The sequence below is a fragment of the Pseudoxanthomonas helianthi genome, from assembly GCF_017939625.1.
Classification (GTDB): Bacteria; Pseudomonadota; Gammaproteobacteria; order Xanthomonadales; family Xanthomonadaceae; genus Pseudoxanthomonas_A; species Pseudoxanthomonas_A helianthi.
On the sequence record NZ_JAGKTC010000003.1, the window covers coordinates 37,822 to 62,326 of the forward strand.

The 24,505-nt window shown below is 66.6% G+C and carries 19 protein-coding genes; 4 read left to right on the top strand and 15 right to left on the bottom strand.

What is annotated here, in order from left to right; translation table 11 throughout:
• Positions 1-83: 83 nt before the first annotated feature.
• Both J5837_RS12225 and pbpC read left to right on the top strand, forming a co-directional pair.
• Complete coding sequence (locus J5837_RS12225; RefSeq protein ID WP_210537057.1) at positions 84-5,027, top strand: alpha-2-macroglobulin family protein; 4,944 nt, start codon at positions 84-86, stop codon at positions 5,025-5,027.
• A gap of 395 nt (positions 5,028-5,422) precedes the next feature.
• Entirely contained in the window at positions 5,423-7,789 is a 2,367-nt protein-coding gene (gene pbpC, locus J5837_RS12230) for a penicillin-binding protein 1C (RefSeq protein WP_210537058.1), read from the top strand.
• A gap of 157 nt (positions 7,790-7,946) precedes the next feature.
• Here the strand turns inward: pbpC and J5837_RS12235 are convergent, their stop codons facing one another.
• The 3 genes from J5837_RS12235 to J5837_RS12245 form a co-directional block, all read right to left on the bottom strand.
• Positions 7,947-8,510, bottom strand: a complete 564-nt coding sequence (locus J5837_RS12235) for a ferritin-like domain-containing protein (RefSeq protein WP_210537059.1) — start codon at positions 8,508-8,510, stop codon at positions 7,947-7,949.
• A 113-nt stretch (positions 8,511-8,623) separates the two neighbouring features.
• On the bottom strand, positions 8,624-9,271 hold the full coding sequence (locus J5837_RS12240; RefSeq protein ID WP_210537060.1) for a hypothetical protein: 648 nt from the start codon (positions 9,269-9,271) through the stop codon (positions 8,624-8,626).
• A 93-nt stretch (positions 9,272-9,364) separates the two neighbouring features.
• Positions 9,365-9,844 (bottom strand): peroxiredoxin, encoded by a 480-nt coding sequence (locus tag J5837_RS12245; protein ID WP_210537061.1) that lies wholly within the window; start codon positions 9,842-9,844, stop codon positions 9,365-9,367.
• Positions 9,845-10,011: 167 nt separating this feature from the next.
• On the opposite strand from J5837_RS12245, the gene J5837_RS12250 reads away from it, so the two are divergent.
• Positions 10,012-10,467: an Hsp20/alpha crystallin family protein gene (locus J5837_RS12250; RefSeq protein WP_210537062.1), complete on the top strand. Its 456-nt coding sequence runs from the start codon at positions 10,012-10,014 to the stop codon at positions 10,465-10,467.
• Positions 10,468-10,557: 90 nt separating this feature from the next.
• Positions 10,558-11,445, top strand: a complete 888-nt coding sequence (locus J5837_RS12255) for a DnaJ C-terminal domain-containing protein (protein WP_210537063.1) — start codon at positions 10,558-10,560, stop codon at positions 11,443-11,445.
• Positions 11,446-11,914: 469 nt separating this feature from the next.
• Here J5837_RS12255 and J5837_RS12260 read toward each other — a convergent pair whose 3' ends face one another.
• From J5837_RS12260 to bla, 12 genes are all read right to left on the bottom strand, one after another.
• Positions 11,915-12,229: a hypothetical protein gene (locus tag J5837_RS12260; protein WP_210537064.1), complete on the bottom strand. Its 315-nt coding sequence runs from the start codon at positions 12,227-12,229 to the stop codon at positions 11,915-11,917.
• Positions 12,230-12,251: 22 nt separating this feature from the next.
• Positions 12,252-12,659: a twitching motility response regulator PilH gene (gene pilH / locus J5837_RS12265; RefSeq protein ID WP_210537065.1), complete on the bottom strand. Its 408-nt coding sequence runs from the start codon at positions 12,657-12,659 to the stop codon at positions 12,252-12,254.
• Between the two features lie 84 nt (positions 12,660-12,743).
• Complete coding sequence (locus tag J5837_RS12270) at positions 12,744-13,739, bottom strand: YhdH/YhfP family quinone oxidoreductase (RefSeq protein ID WP_210537066.1); 996 nt, start codon at positions 13,737-13,739, stop codon at positions 12,744-12,746.
• A 107-nt stretch (positions 13,740-13,846) separates the two neighbouring features.
• Positions 13,847-14,263, bottom strand: a complete 417-nt coding sequence (locus tag J5837_RS12275) for a GIY-YIG nuclease family protein (protein WP_342345543.1) — start codon at positions 14,261-14,263, stop codon at positions 13,847-13,849.
• Complete coding sequence (locus J5837_RS12280; RefSeq protein WP_210537067.1) at positions 14,260-14,853, bottom strand: LOG family protein; 594 nt, start codon at positions 14,851-14,853, stop codon at positions 14,260-14,262. Before J5837_RS12280 ends, J5837_RS12275 begins: the two co-directional genes overlap by 4 nt.
• A 73-nt stretch (positions 14,854-14,926) precedes the next feature.
• On the bottom strand, positions 14,927-16,363 hold the full coding sequence (lpdA, locus tag J5837_RS12285; RefSeq protein ID WP_210537068.1) for a dihydrolipoyl dehydrogenase: 1,437 nt from the start codon (positions 16,361-16,363) through the stop codon (positions 14,927-14,929).
• A gap of 199 nt (positions 16,364-16,562) precedes the next feature.
• A complete protein-coding gene (gene sucB, locus J5837_RS12290; protein WP_210537069.1) occupies positions 16,563-17,780 on the bottom strand; it encodes a dihydrolipoyllysine-residue succinyltransferase in 1,218 nt (405 codons plus the stop codon).
• A gap of 56 nt (positions 17,781-17,836) precedes the next feature.
• The gene (locus J5837_RS12295; RefSeq protein WP_210537070.1) at positions 17,837-20,698 is read right to left on the bottom strand and encodes a 2-oxoglutarate dehydrogenase E1 component; all 2,862 of its coding nucleotides are present in this window, start codon (positions 20,696-20,698) and stop codon (positions 17,837-17,839) included.
• A 172-nt stretch (positions 20,699-20,870) separates the two neighbouring features.
• A complete protein-coding gene (locus tag J5837_RS12300) occupies positions 20,871-21,773 on the bottom strand; it encodes a GNAT family N-acetyltransferase (protein ID WP_210537071.1) in 903 nt (300 codons plus the stop codon).
• Between the two features lie 123 nt (positions 21,774-21,896).
• Entirely contained in the window at positions 21,897-23,117 is a 1,221-nt protein-coding gene (locus tag J5837_RS12305; RefSeq protein WP_210537072.1) for a ribosomal protein uL16 3-hydroxylase, read from the bottom strand.
• Positions 23,114-23,509 (bottom strand): VOC family protein, encoded by a 396-nt coding sequence (locus tag J5837_RS12310; protein WP_210537073.1) that lies wholly within the window; start codon positions 23,507-23,509, stop codon positions 23,114-23,116. The genes J5837_RS12305 and J5837_RS12310 overlap by 4 nt, the downstream gene beginning before the upstream one ends.
• Entirely contained in the window at positions 23,506-24,450 is a 945-nt protein-coding gene (gene bla / locus J5837_RS12315; RefSeq protein WP_210537074.1) for a subclass B3 metallo-beta-lactamase, read from the bottom strand. The genes J5837_RS12310 and bla overlap by 4 nt, the downstream gene beginning before the upstream one ends.
• Positions 24,451-24,505 lie beyond the last annotated feature (55 nt).

Sequence of the window (24,505 nt, forward strand, 5' to 3'; positions counted from 1 at the left end):
GATCCGGGCCGGATAACGTTCTATACTTTTTCTTCGATACGCCACGGCGGGCGTCGTGGCGCGAACAGCACGCAGGAGCGGACATGGTTTCGGCTATTCGGCAGGGACAGGGCACGGGCGCACGCGGCATCGGCTGGCGTGCGTTTTTCTTTTTCGGGGTACTGCTGCTGGCCGTGGCCGGCTGCAAGCGCAGCGAGACCGGGCAGTTGCCCGTGCCCAGCGGCGAGGCGATCCAGGCGAAGAAAGCCGAGGTCAAGGGTTTCGGCCTGGTCGGGGCGTACCCGGACCAGCACGACGGCAACGTCGCCATCGCCGTGGAGTTCAGCCGCGTGCTGGTCGGCACCCAGGACTTCGACGCGCTGCTGTCGGTGACCGACGACAAGGGCGCGGTGGTCAAGGGCAGCTGGGTGCTGGACGACGACGGCGAAGGCAAGGGCATGATCCTGCGCTTCCCGTCGGTGGAGGCGGCGAAGGACTACGAAGTGGCGATCCGCGCCGACCTGCTCGCCGCGGACGGCAGCCGGCTGGGCAAGGAGCTGAAGGAAAAGGTCCATACCGGCCAGCTCGACCCGGTGGTCGGCTTCGCCTCGCAGGGCAGCGTGCTGCCCGCGCGCGAAAGCCGCGGCCTGCCGGTGGTGTCGATCAACGTCAAGGAAGTGGACGTCGAATTCCTGCGCGTGCCGGAAAAGAACCTGCCGCGCTTCTTCAGCGAGTACCAGCGCGGCGGGCGCCGCGGCAGCTGGGACCTGGACAGCGACTACGACGAACACACCCCGATCGGCGAACTGGCCGAGCCGGTCTACGTCAACCGCTTCCTGCTCGGCGGCAAGCCCAACGAGCGCCTGCTGACCTACCTGCCGATCCAGGACATCGCGGAACTGCAGGAACCGGGCCTGTACTTCGCGGTGATGAAGCGCACCGGCAAGTTCAGCGGCGAGTTCGAGACCGCGTTCTTCACCGTCAGCGACATCGGCCTGCACGCGCGCGCGTACAAGGACAAGCTGTTCGTGCATACGGCTTCGTTGAACAGCGGCGCCGCGACCGGCGGGGTCGAGCTGCGCATCCTCGATGCCAAGGGCGAACTGGCGTTGAAGGGCGAGACCGACGGCAACGGCAATGCGCTGCTGAACTACAAGCTGGACGCGAGCCACGTGCTGGTCGCCCGCAAGGGCAGCGACGTGTCGATGCTGCCGTTCAACCAGCCGGCGCTGGACCTGTCGGAATTCGCCGTGTCCGGGCGCGAGAACGCGTGGTTCGACGTGTTCGCCTGGTCCGGCCGCGACCTGTACCGGCCGGGCGAAACGGTGCGGATCAACGCGCTGCTGCGCGACAACGACGGCAAGCCGGTCAAGCCGCAGCCGATCTTCCTGCGCCTGAAGCAGCCCGACGGCAAGGTGTTCCGCGAAACCCGGCTGGAGCCGGGTGCGCAGGGTTATTTCAGTTTCGTCCAGCAGATTCCCGCCGAGGCGCCGACCGGTCGTTGGGAGGTCGAATTCCGCACCGATCCGGCCAGCAAGGAAGCGGTGCAGGGCATGACCCTGCGCATCGAGGAATTCCTGCCCGAGCGGATGAAGCTGGACCTCGATGCGGCACAGCCGACGTTGAAGCCAGGAGAGCCGCTGCGCCTGCAGGCCAAGGCCGCCTATCTGTACGGCGCGCCGGCGGCCGGCAACCGCTTCACCGCCAAGCTGGCGGTCGCGGTGGAACAGCATCCGCTCGACCAACTGCCCGGCTTCTTCTTCGGCGACCCGACGTTGAGCCTGCCGAAGGAAGCCAAGGACATCATCGACGCCACTTTCAACGACGAGGGCGTCTACGAGGAAGCCGTCTCGCTGCCGGCCGAGGCCAAGCCGGTCACGCCGATTTCCGCCATCGTTTCCGGCAGCGTCTACGAAACCGGCGGCCGCACGGTCAACCGCACGCTGAAGAAGGTGATGTGGCCGGCCGCCGCGCTGGTCGGCGTGCGCCCGCTGTTCGACGACCAGGACGGCGCCGACGCCAACAGCAACGCGCGTTTCGAAATCACCCGCGTCGATGCCACGGGCAAGCCGCAACCGGCGAAAGGCCTGAAGGTCACCCTGGTGCGCGAGCACCGCGACTACCACTGGAACTACGACGAGGACGGCGGCTGGGACTACGACTACACCCAGCGCTTCGAGAACCTGGAAACGAAGGCGGTCGACGTCGGCGCGACCGTGGCCAAGGTCGACTATCCGGTGGAATGGGGCGGCTACCGCCTCGACGTGTTCGATCCCGCCACCGGCCTGACCACACGCTATCCGTTCAATGCCGGCTGGAGCTGGGACGACCAAAACCGTGGTCTCGATGCGCGTCCCGACAAGGTCAAGCTGGCGCTGGACAAGACCGGCTACAAGGCCGGCGACACGCTGAAGGTGACGGCGACCCCGCCGCACCCGGGCAAGGGCCTGCTGATCGTCGAAAGCGACCGCATGCTGTACGTGCAGGACATCGACGTTAAGCCGGGCAGCACCTTCGAAATCCCGGTGACCAAGGACTGGGAACGCCATGACGTCTACGTCACCGCGCTGGTGTTCCGCGGCGGTTCGGCGCCGAGCAAGATCACGCCGGCGCGCGCGGTCGGCGTGGCCCACGTGCCGATGGACCGCAAGGCGCGCCGCATCGCGGTGGGCCTGAACGCGCCCAAGCAGATGCGCCCCGAGCAGGACCTGCCGGTGACGGTCAGCGCGCCGGAACTGGCCGGCAAGCCCGCCTACGTCACCGTTTCGGCGGTGGACGTGGGCATCCTCAACATCACCCGCTTCCCGGTGCCGGACGCCAACGCACATTTCTTCGCCCAGCGCCGCCTGGGCGTGGACGCCTACGACGTATACGGCCGGGTGATCGAAAGCTTCGAAGGCGGCAGCGCCAAGATCCGCTTCGGCGGCGACATGGCGCTGGCGGCGTTGCCGCAGGCCAAGCGGCCGACCTCGCGCGTGCAGACCGTGGACCTGTTCGCCGGGCCGGTGAAACTGGACGCGAAGGGCAACGCCAAGATCGCGCTGCGCGTACCCGACTTCAACGGCACCCTGCGCGTGTCGGCGATGGTTTACTCGGACGAACGCTACGGCAACCGCGACCAGGAAACCCTGGTGCGCGCGCCGATCGTCGCCGAAGCCAGCCTGCCGCGCGTGCTGGCGCCGGGCGACCGCAGCACCCTGACCCTGGACGTGCAGAACTTCACCGGCAAGCCGGGTGCGTTCGACATCAAGGTGGACGGCATCGGCCCGTTGTCGATCGCCCAGTCCGGCCGCAGCGCCAAGCTGGGCGCGAACGCCAAGACCACGCTGAGCTTCCCGATCAGCGCCGGCGAGGGCTACACCACTGCACAGGTCCGCGTGCGCGTGGACGGCAACGGCTTCAAGGTCGACCGCAAGTACGACGTGCCGGTGCGCGCCGGCTGGCCGCAGGTGGTGCGCGCGCAGACCCGGGTGCTCGACAGCCTCGCGCCGGTTTCGATGGATGCCGATTTCACCGGCGGGCTGATGAACGGCTCGGTCAACGCGCGCATCGTGGTCAGCGCCTTGCCGCCGATTCCGTTCGCCAGCGCGCTCGACGGCGCGTTGAAGTATCCCTACGGCTGCATCGAGCAGACCACCAGCAAGGGTTACGCCGGGCTGATCCTCGACGAGCCGACCGCGAAGATGCTGGGCATCGACGGCCTGGATGCGAAGAAGCGCCGCGAGCGCATGGAAGGCGCATTCGGCCGCATCGCTTCGATGCAGGTGGCCAACGGCAACTTCAGCATGTGGGGCGACGATGATTACATCGTGCCGGGCATCACCCCGTACGTGGCCGAGTTCCTGCTGGACGCCAAGCAGGCCGGCTTCGCCGTGCCGGACAACGTGCTGCAGAAGGCGCTGAACCGGCTCAACGAGGACCTGCTGGCCGGTGGCAACCAGTTCTACGGCTACGACAACCGCGACCACCTGCGTTTCGCCAACCAGGCCTGGTCGGGCTACGTGCTGGCGCGGGTCAACCGCGCGCCGCTGGGCACGCTGCGCGCGCTGTACGACAACGAGCGCGGCAAGAGCCTGACCGGCCTGTCGCTGGTGCACCTGGGCATCGCCCTGTCGCTGCAGGGCGACAAGCGGCGTGGCGCGGCGGCCATCGCCGCTGGTTTCGCGATGAAGAAGGATCGCCCGTACTGGCTGGGCGACTACGGCTCGCAACTGCGCGACGATGCGCTGATGCTGGCGCTGGTGCGCGAGAACAAGCTGTCCAAGCCCGAGTACGAAGCGCGTGCGGTCGCGCTGGGTCGCGAGATCGACGCGCGTCGCGGCAGCGGCTGGCTGTACCTGAGCACGCAGGAACAGGTGGCGCTGGCGCGGTTGGGCAGGGCGCTGATGGCCGAACAGGGCCGCGTGGTGTCCGGTACCTGGCGCATCGGCGACGAAAGCGTGGAAGCGGCGCCGGCGAAGATCGTCGGCCGCGGTTTCGACGCCGCGCAGCTGGCGCGTGGCGTGCGCTTCGAGCCGAAGGGCGAGACGCCGCTGTACGTCAGCCTGGAAGCGGCCGGCGTGCCGCGCAAGCCGCCGGCGCCGGACAACCAGAAGATCGGCATTTCGCGCAGCTACTACACCACCGATGGCAATGAGTGGAAGGGCGGGGCGCTGAAGGAAGGCGAGGCCTTGATCGTCAAGGTCGAGATTACCGCCGACACTTCGATGCCGGATGCGTTGCTGACCGACCTGTTGCCGGCGGGACTGGAGATCGAGAACTTCAATCTCGGCGACGCCAAGCAATGGGCCGACGTGGTGGTGGACGGCATCGGGATCAGCGACCGCTCCAGCGCCGCCGACGTGAAGCACGAGGAGTACCGCGACGATCGCTACGTGGCGGCGTTGAAGCTGAGCCAGGGAGGCACGGCCAAGGTGTTCTACCTGGTTCGCGCGGTGACCCCGGGCACGTACACGGTGCCGCCGCCGCTGGTGGAGGACATGTATCGTCCGGACATCCGTGGGATCGGCAAGGTGTCGCCGGCGACGATTACAGTAGTGCAGCCGTGACAAGCCGGTTGTCCGCCGAAGGTCATCCTTCTCCCCACGCGCGGGGAGAAGGTGCCGCAGGCGGATGAGGGGCGCGAGCGAAGCGAGCATGCTTCTGCTTGCTCTTAGCTCGTCATCCCAGCGCAAGCTGGGATCCATCTGGCTTTTGAGTCGTACCGACAGAGGCGTTCCGCCCTGACGGGCGGGTTACTTTCTTTGGCGGCAAAGAAAGTAACCAAAGAAAGCCACCCCGGCGGCACGCCCGCGCTGCGCGCGGGTTCGCAATCAGGCCGGGAACTTTCGGAAGCCGCATCCTGCGGCTCCGAAAGCGGCGCACATCCTTGTGCGCCGCCCCTGCGGGGTTTACCCGCCCCGATTGCCGTGCCTCAAGGGGATGAAAGGCAAATCGAAAGCAAATGCAGCAGCAACAGCAACGACAACAACGCTTTCGCCAAGTCCTACCCTGGCTACGCTGGGGCGCGGTCGCCTTCCTGTCGTCGCTGTTGATCCTCGATTTCGCCTTCCCGCCGCCCCTGCCCAAAGCCCGCGACACCAGCACGCTGGTCGTCGCGCGGGACGGCACGCCGCTGCGCGCATTCGCCGACGGCGATGGCGTCTGGCGTTACCCGGCCACGCCGGAGAGCGTGTCGCCGTTGTACCTGCAGGCTCTGCTGAATTACGAAGACCGGCATTTCTATCGGCACCCGGGCGTCAATCCGTGGGCGCTGCTGCGCGCGGGCGGGCAGTGGATCCGAGGCGGGCGCATCGTGTCCGGCGGTTCGACCCTGACCATGCAGGTCGCGCGCATCCTCGACAGGCATTCGCGCACGCCCTGGGGCAAGCTGAAGCAGTTGCTGCGCGCGCTGCAGCTGGAAGCGCACCTGTCCAAGCGCGAAATCCTGACCCTGTACCTGGAGCGCGCGCCGTTCGGCGGCACGATCGAAGGGGTCGAGGCCGCGAGTTGGGCCTACCTCGGCAAACCCGCGTCGCGATTGTCGCGGGCCGAGGCGGCGCTGCTGGCGGTATTGCCGCAATCGCCCAGCCGCCTGCGTCCGGATCGCCACCCGGAAGCCGCACGCGCCGCACGCGACAAGGTACTGGCGCGGATGGTCGGCCTGGGCGTATGGACGAAGGCGGATGCCGACGATGCGCGCATCGAGCCGGTGGTCGCACGTTCGCTGCAACCGCCGCTGCATGCGGCGTTGCTGGCCGAACGCCTGCGCCAGACGCAACCGACGGTGGCGCGCATCGCCACGACCATCGACCCCGGGCTGCAGCGCACGCTGGAGGATCGCGTCGCCGCCTATTTCTCGCAGCTGCCCGAACGCACTTCGGCCGCACTGCTGGTGATGGACAACGCCAGCCTGGAAGCGCGCGCCTACATCGGTTCCGTCGAATTCGGCGACAAGGCGCGGCTCGGCCATGTCGACATGGTGCAGGCCTGGCGCTCGCCAGGTTCCACGCTGAAGCCATTCCTGTACGGCCTGGCGCTGGAAGACGGGCTGATCCATTCCGAAAGCCTGCTGGTCGATGCGCCGCAGTCGTTCGGCGGTTACCGCCCGGGCAACTTCGATGCGGCGTTCAACGGTCCGATCGGCGCGGCGGAAGCGTTGCGCCTGTCGTTGAACGTGCCGGCCGTCGACCTGCTCGACCGCGTGGGTCCGGCACGCTTTTCCGCGCGGCTCGCCAACGGCGGCATCGCGTTGAAGTATCCGCCCGGCGCCAAGCCGAACCTGGCGATGATCCTCGGCGGCACCGGCGCGCGGCTGGAAGACCTGGTCGGCGCCTACAGCGCGCTGAATCGCGGCGGCGTCGCGGGGCGCGTGCGTTACACGCAGGCGGAAGAGAAGACGGAGCGACGCATCCTGTCGCCCGGCGCGGCGTGGATCGTGCGCGAGGTCCTCGAAGCCAATCCGCGGCCGGGTTACGGCCAAGGCGCGTTCGATGTCGGTGCGCGCCCGCGCGTGGCCTGGAAGACCGGCACCAGCTACGGTTTCCGCGACGCCTGGGCCGTCGGCAGCACGCGCCGCTACACCGTCGGGGTATGGGTCGGCCGCCCGGACGGTACGCCGTTGCCGGGCCAGTACGGCGCGGTGACCGCGCTGCCGCTGATGTTCGAGACGATCGACAGCCTGCCGCGCGCGCCCGGCGATGCCGTGCCGCAGCCGCCGCCGGCCACCGTGGCCGAAGCCGAAATCTGCTGGCCGCTGGGCTTACCGCCGGAAACCGCCGCGCCGCGTCTCTGCCAGCGCCGGATGAAAGCCTGGACGCTGGATGGGGCGGTTCCGCCCACTTTCGCCGAGCGCGATGCGCGCCTGTGGAATCCGGGGCGCGAAAGTTTCCGCAAGGACGCGAAGACCGGCCTGCGCCTTTCCGCCGAATGTACGAAATCCCATGTGGCGGTCGAAGCGGAAATCGCGCGCTGGCCCGCACTGGCGTCGCCGTGGTTGCCGACGCAGGTGCGGCAGGAATCGAAGCTGCCGCCGCTATCGCCCGATTGCGCAGCCGACGGTCGCGATGCCGGCGAGGAACTGCATATCGAAGGCATCAACGAGCGCGCCACGCTGGCCCGCGCGCCGGGCAGCTCGCACGGCGCGCGGCTGGCGGTGCGCGCGCTGGGCACGCAAGCGCGCGTGCAATGGCTGCTCGACGGCCGCTGGATCGCCGAAACCCACGGCACGCAGGCCTTCACCCGCGACTACGAGGAAACCGGCGAGCACACCCTCACCGCGCTGGCCGACAGCGGCGCGTGGAAGCAGGTGCGCTTCAGCGTGTTGCGATAGCTCCTGGCTTTCCTTCTCCCACCGGGAGAAGGTGGCGCGCAGCGCCGGATGAGGGCGTAAGCCGACACGCGCGAGGGAGCTGCGTTAGTGCTTGATAACTTCCGCCCTCATCCGCCCCTTCGGGGCACCTTCTTCCGGTGGGAGAAGGGAAGCAGGGTCAATCGCCGATCCACCCGGCCAGCAAGTCGGCGAACTCGTCGGCATGCTCCTCTTCCTGCGCGAGGATGCCTTCGAGCATGCGCTTGGTCGTGGTGTCCTTGTCGCCGACGTAATCGATCAGCTCGCGATAGCTGTCGATGGCGATGCGCTCGGCGACCAGGTCCTCCTTCACCATGTCGCGCAGGTCCTTGCCGGGCTTGTATTCGGCGTGCGAGCGCGCGGCGAGGGTGGCCGGGTCCAGATCGGGTTCGCCGCCCAGTTGCACGATGCGCTCGGCGATCTGGTTGGCGTGGGCCAGCTCCTGTTGCGCATGCTCGAGGAATTCGGCCTTGACCGAATCGGCGAGCATGCCGGAGGCGCTGAAATAGTGGCGGTAATAGCGCAGCACGCAGACCCACTCGGTCGCCAGCGCTTCGTTGAGCTTGGCGATGACGGTCTTGCGGTCCGCGCTGTAGGTATGGGTGACGGCGCCCTTGTCGATATCCCTGCGCGCGTTGGCGCGGAGGGTGCTCTTGTCGGTGAACGGCGTCGTGACGAGTGCTTTCCTGGCGGGCTTGGACATGGTCGACCTTTGGCTGGCGGAAAACTCCGCTCAGCCTAGGCCACCATTCGTTAGCCTCGCGTCAGCTCGGCCAGCACGTGCTCCAGGGGAGAAGGCCAGGATCGCTCCGCGCATTAACGGGACAAATGTGAAACCGCTTCACCGAGCGTAGCTGCTTCCGGCGCGATGTGGCCCAGGATTGCCCCGATGATGACCGCGCAGACGCCGGCCAACAGAAAGGGCTTCCAGGTGTGGCGCATGGTTGCGAAGAGCCAGTCTTCGGCATCGGAGTGGCGAAGCCGGCGGTACAAGCCGGCAGACAGTGCAGCGTCGACCGCGACTTCCGCAAGCAGTACCGGGGCGACCCAGATCAACCATGCCACAGCAATCAACATGCCCGCGGCTATCAGCAAAAGAGGCAGCAGCCAGATCCCTTCGCCGATATCGACATCCGGCAGATCGGGCAGGTCCGGGGCATCCGCGCACTCTGGCGGGGATGCCAGCGGCACACCCTCGAAACTGGCGCTAGCGCCGCCACCGCCGGAGGAGCCACCTTGGCCGCTCCAGCTCTGCGCGTTGCCGGCATGCTCGGGACCGGGCAAGTCGAACGACAGATCCCATTCGCGCCAGCGCCGCCAGAGGCCGATCAGCGAGATGAAAACGGCGTAGGCGATGGCGATGCACAGTGCATAGCGCAACCACATGCGCTGCATGCCCGCCGCCTGCAGCAAAACGGAAGAAAGAAAACCTGCGCCTGCCGTGAACGCAACGATCAGACTCATGTGCAAACGGGGCGCGCTCACATGGATCCGTCGACGCAGCAATGTTGCCGGAGAGACGGGCGAACCAATCCCCCTACGGCATCGGGACACGGCTCAGCCCAACTGCGCCAGCACGTGCTCGGCCGAAGACACCTTGAACTCGCCCGGCGCTTCGACCCACAAGCCCTTGACCACGCCGTCCTCGGCGTACAGCGCGTAGCGGCGCGAGCGCAGGCCCATGCCGTAGCCGCTGGCATCCATTTCCAGGCCCAGCGCCTTGGTGAAGTCGCCATTGCCGTCGGCGAGCATCTGCAGGCCGTCGGGCACGTGCTGGTCCTTGCCCCAGGCCTGCATCACGAACGGGTCGTTGACCGACACGCAGTACACGCCGATGCCGCGCTGCTGGAAATCGTCGTAATGGGCGACGAAGCCGGGCAGGTGGCGTTCGGAACAGGTCGGGGTGAATGCGCCCGGCACCGCGAACAGCACGACCTTGTTGCTGTCGAACAACGCACGCGTATCCACGGTTTCGACGCCTTCGCCGATCCGCTTGAGGGTCGCTTCGGGCAGGGAATCGCCGATCTTGATGGTCATGGGGGGACCTCGCAGCTAACGGGAAAATGAATGATCGGCCGTCGGGCCGCGACATACAAGCGGACTGCGGTGGAAAACCCCTTGAAAAGCCCGGGGCGGCACCTACGTGGGTGGTCAGGGCGGCGCCCGTCGCCGTCGCAAACGCAACGTACAGCAGGAGACCAACCATGAATCTCATCCGCTACCAGCAGTGGCCGGCCCAGGCGCTGCAGAACGAGATCAAGCAGGTGTTCGATCGTTTCTTCGACAATGGCGAGACCGATGGTTCCGCCGTGGTCACGGCGCAATGGGCGCCGCTGGTCGACATCAAGGAAGAAACCGACCGGTTCGTCATCTATGCCGACCTGCCGGGCATCGATCCGGCCGACATCGAGGTGCAGATGGACAAGGGCATCCTCAGCATCAAGGGCGAGCGCGGCAGCGAGTCGAGCACCCAGACCGAACGCTTCTCGCGCATCGAACGCCGTTACGGCAGCTTCCACCGCCGCTTCGCCTTGCCGGACAGCGCGGATGCCGACGGCATTTCGGCGCACGGCAAGAACGGCGTGCTGGAAATCGTCATTCCGAAGAAGCCGGAAGCCGCGCCACGCAAGATCCAGGTCGGCGTGCAATCCGTGCAGTGATGCGGCCGGGCGCCACCGCGACGCCCAGCGACGAGTAGAATCGGCCCGCGGCAGCAATGCCGCGGGCCGCTTTGTTCCCTGAGGTATTCGATGGAATTCAAGGACTATTACGCCATCCTCGGCATCGAGCCCAGTGCGGGCGAAGCCGAGATCAAGACCGCCTATCGCCGCCTTGCGCGCAAGTACCATCCGGACGTCAGCAAGGAAGCCGGCGCCGAGGAAAAGTTCAAGGCGGTCAACGAGGCTTATGAGGCGCTGCGCGATCCGCAGAAACGCGCGGCCTACGACCAGTTGCGCGCGCAGGGCTATCGCCCGGGCGAGGAATTCCGGCCGCCACCGAACTTCGGCCATGGCGGCTTCGGCAATGGCCAGGATTTCGATTTCGAGGAAATCTTCGGCAACACCGGCGGCAGCGGCGGCGGTTTCAGCGATTTCTTCGAAAACCTGTTCGGCCGCCGCGCGCAGTCCGGCGCGCGCGGACCGCAGCCGCGTGGCGATACGCGGGCGAAATTCGCCGTGCCGCTGCAGGCGGTGTACGACGGCGGCAGCGTGCGCATCGACTTGAACGGCAGGCAGCTCGACGTGCGCATTCCCAAGGGCATCAAGCCGGGGCAGTCGATCCGTCTGGCCGGGCAGGGCAATGGCGGCGGCAACCTGCTGCTGGAGATCGAATACGCGGCGCATCCGCAATTCGAAGTCGATGGCCGCAACATCATCTACGTGTTGCCGGTGGCGCCATGGCAGGCGGCGCTGGGCGCGACGCTGAGCGTGCCGACGCTGGGCGGGCCGGTGGAATTGAAGATACCGGCGGATTCGGAGGCGGGGCGCAAGTTGCGCCTGCGTGGCCGCGGTTTGCCGGGCAATCCGGCGGGCGACCAGATCGTCGAACTGGAAGTCACCGCGCCGCGTGCGGCGGATGAGGCGCAGCGGGAGGCTTATCGCAAGCTGGCGGAGAGTTTCGGCGAAGCGGCGGGCTAAAGCCGGATCGTCCGCTGGCGCGCATCCCTTTTATGCTCGTCATTCCCGCGAAAGCGGGAATCCATGGACGTTGCTCATGAGCTTTGTCATTCCGAACGATAGTGAGGAATCCGCTTTTTCGCCTTGAAAGCAGCAGCAACAGAAACGCTCATGGATTCCCGCTTTCGCGGGAATGACGACGCGTGGATAGGTGGATCGGTACAGCATGGCCAGCAGCGCATACGTCGAATTCGGTCGGCGACGTGAACCCGACCTACGGCGGCTGGAAGTCACCGCGCCGCGTGCGGGCGATGAGGCGCAGCGGGAGGCTTATCGCAAGCCAGCGGAGAGTTTTGGGGAAGCGCTAGGTTGAACATTTGCGTCGGAGGCATGCCACCGAGCTGTAGGCTTGAATGGAGTATGTCGCCATCCCGACTTTCACCGGTGTGGCGACTACTTTAGCGTAAGTCGGTTTCGAGAGGTCGCCGACCTATCTAATTAGTATTCCCATAAAAAATAGGATTAATGCAATCGGCGCAGACAGATACATGGCCTTGACTACTCGCGCTAGCCTGAGAATTGATGCATCAAATCCTTTTGTCTCAGGCGAGCTGTCCGCGATTAGTTCCAAAATATCGCGAGCTCTTGCGAAGTTGAAGGGATCAGGCGATGAATTCTGCGAAGTACGGAAATATGTAGGATTCGCCCGTCTCGCCTTGTTGATCATCACTCTGGCAGCGATGACTGCAACGGCAATGTAAGCCCATGAAGCCCAGATCAGAATCGCGCCGAGATTTTCGGTCATGGGGTAGGAGTGGTGTGACAGTTCATGCCGTCGCTTCGGGCGGCGCTTCGTTTGCGGGCGCTCCCGTCATCGGCAACAACCGATCGATCACCTCCGCGAGCTCGGCTTCCCCGAACGGCTTGGTCAGGTAGGCCTTCGCACCCTGGCGCAGGCCCCACATGCGGTCGGTATCCTGGTCCTTGGTGGTCACCAGCACCACCGGGATGTGCTGGGTGCTCGGTTCGCGGCTGAGCTGGCGGGTAGCCTGGAAGCCGTTGAGGTTCGGCATCACCACGTCCATCAGCACCAGGTCAGGCTGGGCCTGCTTGGCCAGCTCGATGCCGCTGGCGCCGTCCTCGGCGGTCAGCGATTCGTGGCCGATCTTCTCGACCAGGCGCTGGATGCCGAACAGTTGCGAAGGCGAATCGTCGACGATCAGGATGCGGGCCATGGCCAGGGACTCGGGGGCGTCGACCCGATTGTAGGCCGAAGCCGTGGCGCGATGGCAATGCCGCTCCGTGCCCTGGCCGGGAGGCTATCCAATCCGGACCAGCGTGCGGCCCAGTGAACCGCCGGCCAGCATCGTGTCGAACACCTGCGGGAGCTCCTCCAGCGTCGCCTCGCGGGTACAGATCGTGTCGAGGTGGCGCGGCTTCCATTCGCCGGCGAGCTTTTCCCAGACCGCCTCGCGGATGTCGCGCGCGGTGCCGGCGCTGGCCACGCCCAGCAGCGACACCCCGCGGATGATGAAGGGCATCACCGTCATCGGCAGGTCGGCGCTCGCCGCCAGTCCGGCCGAGGCGACATTGCCGTACGGCGCGGTCTGCGCAAGCAGGCTGGTCAGCATCGGGCCGCCGACGTTGTCGAGGCCGCCGCCGAAGCGCGCCGACTCCATCGGCCGGGTCGTCGCCAGCGTCTCGCGGCCGAGCACCTGCGATGCGCCGATGGACTGCAGGTAAGCGGCCTGTTCCGCCTTGCCGCTGATCGCATGCACTTCGAAACCGGCCTTGCTGAAGATATCCACGGCCAGCGAACCCACGCCACCGCTTGCGCCGGTCACCGCCAGCGGGCCCAGTTCCGGCGTTTGCCGGTTTTCGCGCATCCGGTACAGCGCCAGCGCAGCGGTGAAGCCGGCCGTGCCCAGGATCATGCTTTCGCGCAGGTCGAGGCCCGCGGGCAGGGGAATGACCCACTGCGATTCCAGTCGCGCGTATTCGGCATAACCGCCGTCGCGGGTTTCGCTGAGGCCGCTGCCGGTGACCAGCACCGGATCGCCTTCCTTGAACTTCGCATCGGTCGACGCGACGACATGGCCGGCGACATCGATGCCGCCGACCAGCGGGAACCTGCGCAGGATCTTACCCTTGCCGGTGCCAGCGAGAGCGTCCTTGAAGTTGGCCGACGAGTAGGCGGCCTTGACGACGACTTCGCCGGGGGTGAGGTCGTCCAGCGCGATCTGTTCCAGGCCGCTGCGGTAGCCGGCGGTGTCGTTGTGGATGCGGAAGGCTTTGAAGGTGGTCGAGGAGGGCATCGTGACTGCCTGCGAGTCTGTCGTTGTAGTTGCTGTTGCTGTTGCTGTCGTCGTCGCTTCTGCTCGTCATCCCGGCGAAAGCCGGGACCCAGCATTCGATTTTGCTCTCAGATCAACTTCGGGTACAAATCAAGCCATCGAGGGTTTTCCTTTTCGATGAGTTCGATTTTCCAGGCCCGTTTCCATTCCTTCATGGCTTTTTCGCGTGCGATTGCAGTATCCATCGTCGCGTGTTGCTCGAACCAGACGAGTTCATGAATCCGATACTTGTTTGTGAATCCGCTTACAAGATCGTTCTTGTGCTGCCAGATTCGCTGGATCAGGTCCGAAGTCACGCCGATGTACAACGTCCCGTGATAGCCGCTGGCGAGGATGTAGACGCAGGGTTCTTTCATGGCTTCCTTCCATTGGAGACCGTGTTCCAATTGAACCATGAAAGGCAGAGGCTGGGTCCCGGCTTCCGCCGGGATGACGAGCAAAAGCGAAGCAACGGCACAACGAAAGGCGAGTGGGACGGCGCTCAACGCAACGACTTGCGCCGCTTCTCATCCATCCACTTGTCCGCCTGCGCCGGCCGGTAGTCGCGCATCCACGCGAACAGCGCGTCGAGGTCGTCGCCGTGCCACAGGTCTTGGCGCTGGTCGGGGTGGAGGAAGCGTTCCTCGACCATGCGGTCGATCATGGCCATCAGCGGCGCGTAGAAGCCGTCCACGTCGAGGAAGGCGCATGGCCGGTCGCCGATGCCGAGCTGGCGCCAGGTGAGCATCTCGAACATCTCGTCCAACGTGCCGAAGCCGCCGGGCAGGGCGATGAAGGCGTCGGACAGATCGAACATGCGCATCTTGCGTTCGTGCATGTTGGCAACGACCTCGAGCCGGCTCAGGCCCTGGTGCGCGACTTCCCAGCCGACCAGCTGTTCGGGGATTACGCCGATCACTTCGCCGCCGGCCTGCAGCGCGGCGTCGGCAACGGTACCCATCAGGCCGACGTTGCCGCCGCCGTAGACCAGGGCCAGGCCTTCGCGGGCGATGCGCTGGCCGAGCGCGACGGCGCGATCGGCGTAGACGGGTTTGGCGCCGGTATTGGAACCGCAGTAGACGCAGATGCTTTTCATCGATGACTCCGTTGCCGTGCCTGAAACGCGAAAGGCTCCGCGTTTGCGGAGCCTTTCGTGCCATTGGGTTCGATCAGTTCGCCTTGTGGATGGCGCGCTTGTCCACCGCCATCGCCGCGTCGTGGATGGCCTCGGACAGGCTGGGGTGCGCGTGGCAGATGCGCGCCAGGTCGTCCGCGCTGCCGTGGAATTCCATGGTCAGCACGCCTTCGTGGACCAACTCGGACACGTTCGGGCCGATCAGGTGCAGGCCCAGCACGCGGTCGGTTTCCGCATCGGCGATCACCTTGGCGAAGCCCACCGGCTCGCCCATCGCCACCGCGCGGCCCACCGCCGCAAACGGGAAGGTTCCGGTCTTGTAGGCCACGCCTTCGGCCTTGAGCTGCTGCTCGGTCTTGCCGACCCAGGCGATTTCCGGCGAGGTGTAGATGACGTACGGGATGGTGTCGAAGTTGACGTGGCCGGGCAGGCCGGCGATCAGCTCGGCCACCGCGATGCCTTCCTCGAAGCCCTTGTGCGCCAGCATCGGGCCGCGCACGCAGTCGCCGATGGCCCACACGCCGTCGACGCCGGTGTGGCAATGCGCATCCACCTCGATCACGCCGCGCGCATCTAGCTTGACGCCGGTACCGTCGGCCAGCAGGCCCTTGGTCGCGGCGCGGCGGCCCACGGCCACCAGCAGCTTGTCGACGGTCAGGGTTTGCTCGCCGGAAGCGTCGGTGTAGGTGATGACGACTTCCTTCTTCTTGCCCTTGCCGGACAACTCGGTCTTGGACACCTTGGCGCCGAGGCGGATGTCCAGGCCCTGCTTCTTGAACTCGCGCGCAGCCAGCTTCGAGACTTCCGCGTCGGCGGCGGGCAGGAAGTCGGGCAGGGCTTCCAGGATGGTCACTTCGGCGCCGAGGCGCTTCCACACGCTGCCTAGTTCCAGGCCAATCACGCCGGCACCGATCACCGTGAGGCGATTCGGCACTTCGGTGAAGTCCAGCGCGCCGACGTTGTCGACGATGTTTTCGTTGTCGAACTTGGCGAACGGCAGTTCGATGGAATCCGAGCCTGCGGCGATGATCACGTTGGTGCCCTTCAGCTCGACCTCGCTGCCGTCGTGCTGCTTGACCTTGACGATGTTGCCGGGCTGCAACTGGCCGAAACCGTAGTACGCAGCGACCTTGTTGGCCTTGAACAGCTGGGCGATGCCGCCGGTGAACTGCTTCACGATGGCGTCCTTGCGGCCGATCATCTTGGCCACGTCGATCTTCGCGTCCTTGAAGCTGATGCCGTGCTGGTCGAAAGAATGCGTCAGGTTGTGGTACTGGTGCGACGAATCCAGCAGCGCCTTCGACGGAATGCAGCCGACGCGCAGGCAGGTGCCGCCGAGTGCGGGCTTGCCGTCCTTGCCCAGCGCGGCGTCGACGCAGGCGGTCTTCATGCCCAGTTGCGCGGCGCGGATCGCGGCGTGATAGCCGGCGGGACCGGCACCGATGACGACGACGTCGAATTGTTCTGCCATTTCAGTGTCCTTTGCCTTTCCCTTCTCCCTCGGGAGAAGGTGGCGCGAAGCGCCGGATATCGAAGCCGCATCAAGCGGGTGAGGTTCGGCGAAGCGGTGGTGTTCGAGCTGGTTGTCGCAATCGGGAGTCGAGGGGTTTTCGCTTCGCCGTACCCTCACCCCGACCCCTCTCCCGCAGAGAGAGGGGCTCGAAGCGCGATCAGAGGTCGAACAGGATGCGGCTCGGGTTCTCGAGCTGATTCTTGATGTCGACGAGGAACAGCACCGCGTCCTTGCCGTCGATGATGCGGTGGTCGTAGGACAGCGCGATATACATCATCGGCGCGACCACGACCTGGCCGTTCTCGGCGATCGGGCGCTCCTTGATGGTATGCATGCCCAGGATCGCGCTCTGCGGCGGGTTGACGATCGGCGTGGACATCAGCGAACCGAAGGTGCCGCCGTTGGTGATGGTGAAGGTGCCGCCCTGCAGGTCTTCCAGCGCCAGCTTGCCGTCGCGCGCCTTGGTCGCGTAGTCGCCGATGCCCTTCTCGATGTCGGCGAACGACATGCGTTCGACGTTGCGCAGCACCGGGGTGACCAGACCCTTGTCGGTGGACACGGCGATGCTGATGTCTGCGTAGCCGTGGTAGATGATGTCGTCGCCGTCGACCGAGGCGTTGACGATCGGGTACTTCTTCAGCGCGTTGGCCGCGGCCTTGGCGAAGAAGCTCATGAAGCCGAGCTTGACGCCGTGGGTCTTCTGGAATTCCTCGCCGATCTCCTTGCGCGCGGCGGCGACCTTGGCCAGGTTGACCTCGTTGAACGAGGTCAGCATGGCGATGGATTCCTTCGACTGCATCAGGCGCTCGGCGATGCGCTTGCGGATGCGGGTCATCGGCACGCGCTCTTCCGGACGCGCGCCGCCGGACACGCCCGCGGTCTTGCCGCTGGCGTAATTGATCAGGTCTTCCTTGGTCACCGCGCCGCGGCGGCCGGTGCCTTCGACGGCGGCCGGATCGATGCCCTGGGTGACCGCGGTGAAGCGCGCACCCGGCGGCAGCGCGTCGGCGGCGGAGGAAGCGGCCTTCGCAGGGGCAGGCGCGGCCGGGGCGGCCGGAGCCGGGGCGGCAGCGGCAGGCGCCGGTGCAGCGGCCTTCGGCGCTTCGGCGGCGGCCGGTGCAGGCGCGGCGGCAACCGCGCCTTCCTCGATGATCGCCAGCAGCTGCTGGCTGGTCACCGTATCGCCTTCCTTGAACTTGATTTCCTTCAGCACGCCGTCGACCGGGCTGGGCACTTCCAGCACCACCTTGTCGGTTTCCAGGTCCATCAGGTTCTCGTCGCGCTTGACCGCGTCGCCGACTTTCTTGTGCCAGGCGGCGATGGTGGCGTCGGAGACGGATTCGGGAAGTACCGGGACTTTGACTTCGGTGGCCATGGGGAAAGGCGTCCTTTGGGTGTTCGTATGGGTTGCGGTGCGGAGTGGGGGGGCGCTTATTCGGCGGCGATCTGGTTGCCGAGCGGGTTGACCAGCGCGTCGGCGACCAGCTTCAGCTGTTCCTCGACGTGCTCGGCGAAATGGCCCGCGGCCGGCGACGGCGAGCGCAGGCGACCGGCGTAGTGCAGGGTCTGGCCCTTGTTGTCGGCCAGGCAGGCCTGCAGGTGGTGCTTGATCTGGTACCACGCGCCCTGGTTCTGCGGTTCTTCCTGGCACCAGACCACGTCGGTGGCCTTTGGGTAGCGCTTCAGTTCGGCGGCCAGCTGTTCGCGCGGGAACGGATACAGCTGTTCGATGCGGATGATGGCGACGTCGTTCTGGCCGCGCTTCTGCGCGTCTTCCAGCAGGTCGTAGTAGACCTTGCCCGAGCACGCGACGACGCGCTTGACCTTCTTCGGGTCGGCGGCGTTGCTGTCGGGGATCAGTTCCTGGAAGCCGCCGTCGGCCAGTTCGTCCAGCGACGACACCGCCAGCTTGTGGCGCAGCAGCGACTTCGGCGTCATCACCACCAGCGGCTTGCGCGTGGTCATGCGCATCTGCCGGCGGATCATGTGGAAGGCCTGCGCCGGCGTGGTCGGCACGCAGACGAACATGTTCTCCAGCGCGCACAGCTGCAGGAAGCGTTCCAGGCGCGCCGAGCTGTGCTCGGGGCCCTGGCCTTCGTAGCCGTGCGGCAGGAACAGGGCCAGGCCGCTGATGCGGTCCCACTTGGCCTCGCCGGCGGCGATGAACTGGTCGATCACCACCTGCGCGCCGTTGGCGAAGTCGCCGAACTGCGCTTCCCAGATGCATAGGGTGTTCGGGTCGGCGGTGGAATAGCCGTATTCGAAGCCCATCACCGCTTCCTCGCTGAGCAGCGAGTCGATCACGGTGGCATCGTTCGGCGAGTCGACCAGTTGGCGCAGCGGCAGGTAGTAGCTGTCGGTCTTCTGGTCGTGCAGGATCGCGTGGCGATGGAAGAACGTGCCGCGGCCGGCGTCCTGGCCGACCAGGCGCAGGCGGTGGTTTTCCGACAGCAACGTGGCGTAGGCCAGGTTCTCGGCGAAGCCCCAGTCGCCCGGCAATTCGCCGGCGGTCATCTTGGCGCGGTCTTCGTAGATCTTGGCCACGCGCGGGTGCAGGGTCACGCCGGCGGGGATCGTGTTGATGATCTTCGCCAGCTGCTGCAGCTTGCTCTTCTTGAAGGTGGTGTCGACCTTGTCGCTGAGCTTGCCCGACAGGTACTTCGACCAGTCGATGTTGAGTTCGTAGTCCTCGGCCTTGGCCGTGGCCAGCTCGGTGGTGACTTCGCCCGAGTCGAGCTTGTTGCGGTAGCCATCGACCAGCGCCTGGGCCTCGCCGGCCTTCAGCGTGCCCTCGGTTTCCAGCTGCGCGGCATACAGCTCGCGCGTGGTCTTGTGCTTGCGGATGACCTGGTACATCACCGGCTGGGTCGCGGCCGGTTCGTCGGCTTCGTTGTGGCCGTGGCGGCGGTAGCAGACCAGGTCGATGACCACGTCCTTCTTGAACGCCTGGCGGAAGTCGTAGGCCAGCTGCGCGCAGAACACCACCGCTTCCGGGTCGTCGCCGTTCACGTGCAGGATCGGCGCGCCGACCATCTTGGCCACGTCGGTGCAGTACAGGGTGGAGCGGGCATCGTCGCGCGCGCTGGTGGTGAAGCCGATCTGGTTGTTGACCACCACGTGCACGGTGCCGCCGACCACGAAACCGCGCGCCTGCGACATCTGCAGCAGTTCCATGTTGACGCCCTGGCCGGCGAAGGCGGCGTCGCCGTGGATCAGCACCGGCAGGACCTGGGCATGCTCGGTGTCGCCGCGGCGCTCCTGGCGAGAACGCACGCTGCCGGCCACGACCGGGTTGACGATTTCCAGGTGCGACGGGTTGAACGCCAGCGCCAGGTGCACCGGACCGCCATCGGTGGCGATGTCGGCGGAGAAGCCCATGTGGTACTTCACGTCGCCGGTGTGGGCGCGGTCGCTGGCGGCGTGCTCGAACTTGCCTTCGAACTCGTCGAACAGCTTGCGCGGGTTCTTGCCCAGCGTATTGACCAGCACGTTGAGGCGGCCGCGGTGGGCCATGCCGACCACGATGTCCTTGACCTTGTCGGCGCCGGCGCGGCGCACGACCACGTCGAGCAGCGGGATCAGTGCATCTCCGCCTTCCAGCGAGAAGCGCTTCTGGCCGACGTACTTGGTGTGCAGGTAGCGCTCCAGGCCCTCGGCGGCGGTGATCCGCTCCAGGGTGCGGCGCTTGGCGGCCGGATCCAGGCCGAAACGGCCGCCGGCGGCTTCCAGGCGCTCGTACAGCCACTTGCGCTGGGCCACTTCCGGGATGTGCATGAACTCGGCGCCGATGCTGCCGGTATACGTGGCCTTCAACCGGGCCAGCAGGTCGCGCAGCTTCATCCGCGGCTGCCCGGCGACGCCGCCGGTGCTGAATTCGCCGTCGAGGTCGGCGTCGGACAGGTTGTGGAAGGCCAGGCCGAGGTCCGGCGAGTCCAGCCGCGGGGTCAGGCCCAGCGGATCGAGGTTGGCGGCGAGGTGGCCGCGCGAGCGGTAGGCGGTGATCAGGCGGCCGACGTTGCGGCCGCGCTCGTCGCTGGCGGTCGGGGCCGCGGCGCCGTTGCCGGCGGCCAGGCCGTTGTGGGCATGTTTCGCCGCCTCGGCGATCTGGGCGATGACCGCCGAATGCGGCACGTCGCCGGCTTCGCGGCCCTTGAAGGCGTCGAAGTAGGCCTTCCACTTCGGCCCGACGCTGTCGGGTGCCACCAGGTACTGCTCGTAGAGGTCTTCGACGTAGGAGGCATTGCCCCCGTTGAGTTGCGAGGATTGCGCGAACTGCTTGAGTAGGTTGTCCACGATGTTGGCTGGCTTTTGCGGGGGAATGGCCGTGACGGCTCTTGTTCGGTGCGGATGGTTTGGCGGAAAACCAAGGCCGGGCCGTCAGGCACGGTCGATAGCCCGCAAATTATACGCGCACCCCGCGGCCGGGGCGTCATTCGATATCAACGACTTAGACCAAAGGCGGGGTTTACAGGTCCAGGGCCCGGTACAAGGTGCAGATCCGCGCGCGTTCCCAGGTACGGGTGAATTCTTCCTGCAGCTGGCGGGCCCGCGCAGGTTCGTCGAGGCGGGCTTCGCCCTCCAGGCGATGGCCGAGCGGGCGGAAGTACCAGCCGCCGGTGTCGTTGGCGACGAAGGCGGAGGGCCAGGCGCGATCGACCGGGTCGTGGATCTCGCGGAAGGCGAATACGCTGGGCAGGCGCTGGGCCAGCGGCAGCAGCGGGGCCAGCGCGTGTTGTGGCGCGGCTGCGTCGTGCAGCAGCACGCGGATCTCCACCGGGCCCAGCCGCGTGGCCAGCCGGCGCAACGCATCCAGCACCAGCGGGGCATCGAACAGGCCGGGATCCAGGTCGCGACTGTAGATGACCAGTGAGCGCCGGGCCTGCGTGGCCAGCGCGGCGGTCATCGCCACGGCGGCGGAGCGTTGCTCGATGGCGGTGGCTCCGCGCAGCGCGCGCCGCATGGTCTGGTGTTCGATGCCGGCTTCCTCGAATCGCCCGCCCTGCGGCACGAACCCATGGCGGGCATAGAAGTGCTCGGCCGAGACCTGGGCGTGCAGCGAAACTTCGGACCAGCCCAGCGCGCGGGCCTGTTCCAGCAGGGCCAGCAGCAGCGCGTCGCCGATGCCGCGCCCGCGCCATTGGGGCAGCACGGCCATGCGACCGATCCGGCGATCCGGGGTCAGGCGACCGGTGCCGATGGGCGCGCCGGCGGCATCGCGGGCGATGACGTGGTGGCAGGCGGCGTCCGAACCATCCCATTCCAGCGCGGCGGGTACGCCCTGTTCGAGGACGAACACGGCTTCGCGGACCTTGCGCAGGTCTTCGGCGCCGGTGGCGAAATCGACGGGCTGGACGAGGAAGTCGGGCATGGCGGCATTGTAGGAGCGGACTTCGCCGGGAAGGGTTTCGTGGAGCGGCCTTGGCCGCGAATGCTTTTCGGCGATTACCGGAGTTCCGGGAAAGCATTCGCGGCCAAGGCCGCTTGCACAGGTTCAGTCCTCGTCGCCGGCTTCGCCCAGCAGCTGGTAATGGCCCAGCGCCAGCAGTTCCAGCACGGCCTCGCGTCCGGCTTCACCCAACGCGGAATAACCGGTGCCGTCCAGCGTTTCCGCCGCGGCGATGCGCTGCGCGTCCTTTACCGGCAGGGTGAACTCCAGGCCGCTGCAGAAAAGTTGCGCACCGCCGGCTTTCGTGGAACGCGTCGCTTTCCGCCACGCCAGTCGCGACATCGGGTGGCGATGCAGTTCCGCACCATGGCCGAGGTCCCACTCGATCTCGATCCGCGAGCGAGCGGAAGGCGTCGGCGCGACTTCGCCCGCGCTGCGATAGGTGGTGATGAAGCGGCCGAACCAGCCGGCCAGCTTGTCCGGGTCGTTCATCCGCAACGCGTTCAACGCTTCGACCACGCGGCCCATCGCCGCGGTGTCGATTTCGTACGGATCGGTCGGCGGCGTCAAGTCGCGGTCGCCGTAGCGCAGGCCTTCGTCGGCATCGGCGACCAGCGTATCGAGGTAGTCGCCGATCAACTCGGCGGCGGACGGCGCGCGCATGCCCACCGAGAAGGTCAGGCACGGATTCACCGCGACGCCGTGGTGGGGCACGCCCGGCGGCAGGTACAGCATGTCGCCCGGCTGCAGCACCCAGTCGTGGGTCGGGTTGAATTCGCGCAGCAGTTTCAATTCCACGTCGTCGCGGAAAGCCGTGGGCGGATTCGGGCGCGCGTCGATCTGCCAGCGGCGTTCGCCCTGCGCCTGCAGCAGGAACACGTCGTACTGGTCGACGTGCGCGCCGACCGAACCGCCGGTCGCGGCGAAGCTGACCATGATGTCGTCGATGCGCCAGCGCGGCAGGAAATCGAAATGCGCCAGCAGTGCGCGCACGTCTTCGTCCCACTTGTCCACGTCCTGCACCAGCAGGGTCCAGTCGTGGTGCGGCATGCCGGGGAATTCTTCTTCCTGGAACGGACCGCTGCGCAGCGTCCAGGCGTCGCTGGGGCGGTCGTGGACGACGATGCGCGACAGCGCGGCTTCCTCGCAGGCCAGGCCGGCCAGGTCCTCCGGCTGGATCGGGGAGACGAAGCCGGGGAAGGCGTTGCGGATCAGCAACGGCCGCTTCTGCCAGTAATCGCGCAGGAACTGCGCCGGCGGCATGCCCAGCGGCGGCAGCTTGCTGGCGTCGATCTCGAAGGAAGGCGCGGGTTTGCGGGGGCTCATCTTTGGATTTCGTCGTAACCGCGGCCGAGGAACTGTAGCAGGCACCAGCCATGGCCGAAGGGATCGGCGACCTGCACGATGCGACCCCATTCGGCTTCGCGAACCGGTCCCTCGGCCACGGCGCCGGCCGTCAGCGCGCGCTGCAATGCGACTTCGAGATCGTCGACGACTACATCGCAGTGCACCGGCGTCCAGTGACGCGCATAGTCGCGCCGCGAACCGGATGCGCCTTCGCTGCCGGGTGCCTTCTGCAGCAGGTAGATCGGCGCTTCCGCACCGAGCAGTTCGATCACGCCATCGAAGCGGCGACCGGGCACCAGGCCGAATGCCGCGCAATAGAACGCCTCGGCCCGTTGGAGGTCATCGACATCGATGTTGAGCAGCAGTTTCACGGCGTCGCTTTCGACTTCTCACCGGCCAGGCGCGCGTCGAGGTTCTTGCGGGCAACGGCAGCGTAGTTGCGGCAGGCGTCGGCAGCGACCAACGGCTGCTTCGCGGTGGGCCCGATGCGATTCCACAACTTGCTGGCCGCGGGGTGCGGGGTCACCAGGACGTCGCAGGGCAGGATCGCGACGGTGTCCAGCGTCTTGCGGAAGGCGGTCAGGTAGCCTGGGTGCGCGGCGTCGTCGCCATAGCGGAAAACATCGTCGGCGATCGCGCTCAGGCTGTCGACATAGGCGAAGTCGCGGCATTGCCCGGCGTCGTCGCAGCTGCGCCAGGTCCAACTGGTGCCGCCGGGCGTATGTCCTGGCGTGGCATGCGCGCTCAAGCGGAGGGAGCCGAGCTCGAGCACGTGCCCGTCATCGATGCGTCGCACGCTGGCGGTGGCCGGCATAGGCTGGTGGATCAGGAACTGCGGATCGGTGCGGTCGACGTTGCCGCGTTCCAGCGCCACCGCCGCGGGGGCGCGGGCCAGTACGGTAGCGCCGGTGTCGCGCTGCAGCTGCGCGATGCCGCCGGCATGGTCGTTGTGTTCGTGCGAGCCGACGATGAACTTCACGTCGCGCGGGTCGAAGCCCAGCGCGCGGATGTTGGCTTCGACCAGCGGCGCGGCCTTTTCGGTGCCCGCGTCGACCAGCACGTGGCCTTGCGGCGAAGTCACCAGCAGGGCGCTGATGCCGCAGGTGCCGACGTACCAGGTATTGCCGAAGATCCGCTGCGGCGGCGCGCGGTCGTTCCATCCATCCATCGGGTCGGCGTCGGCGAAGCAGGCGACGGCATTTGCGGTTGCTGTGCTGCCGGCACTGGGCGTGGCTCGGGGGGCCGCACAACCTGTCGCCAGGGCGATGTAGGCAATTGTCGGCAGGGAAACAAGTGCGGAGCGGATGTTCATGGGAAATTGTCAGTTCGCCATCCCGGCGCAGGCCGGCGCTATTTTTGCGACCGTC